1 protein-coding gene is annotated in these 529 nt (G+C 45.2%); it reads left to right on the forward strand.

All coding sequences use genetic code 11. The annotated features are described in order from the left end of the window. A partial coding sequence (locus R7R78_RS29225) for an MBL fold metallo-hydrolase (RefSeq protein ID WP_318119874.1) occupies positions 1–529 on the forward strand: 529 nt, incomplete at both ends.

The raw sequence follows: 529 nt of genomic DNA on the forward strand, positions 1-529 counted from the left end.
GTCATTGCTCTTTCCTATGTTGGCGACGGTTCTATGGTGTTTGCTTGACGTGTTCCTTGTACCACTAAGTTGGTCGGTTCGATATGCCATAGGAACTTGGCAACCCATTAGTGCCGAGTGGACATTTGTTATTGCTGTAGTGAGTGCCGTGCTCGTTTTAAGACATGTTATGCCTCGTCACGTTTGGATGTTTGTCTGTGTAATTGTTGTGGTGACAGGGCTGTTTCCTAAGCAAGATAGCCAAACTTGGCGTATTGATGTGCTTGATGTCGGGCATGGGTTGGCGGTACTGGTTGAAAAAGAGGGTAGAGTTTTACTCTATGATACGGGCAAGGCTTGGCAAAACGGCAGTATAGCTGAGCAAGTGATTACGCCAGTATTGCACCGCAGAGGTTACTCAAGTGTCGATACGATGATTTTAAGTCATGCCGATAATGACCATGCTGGCGGCCAAAAAGTGATAGAACAGTACTTTTCACCTAAACACAAACTAAGCAGCCAGAGCTTTTTACATTATCAGCCTTGTATT

The sequence above is a fragment of the Vibrio sp. 2134-1 genome (assembly GCF_033339495.1).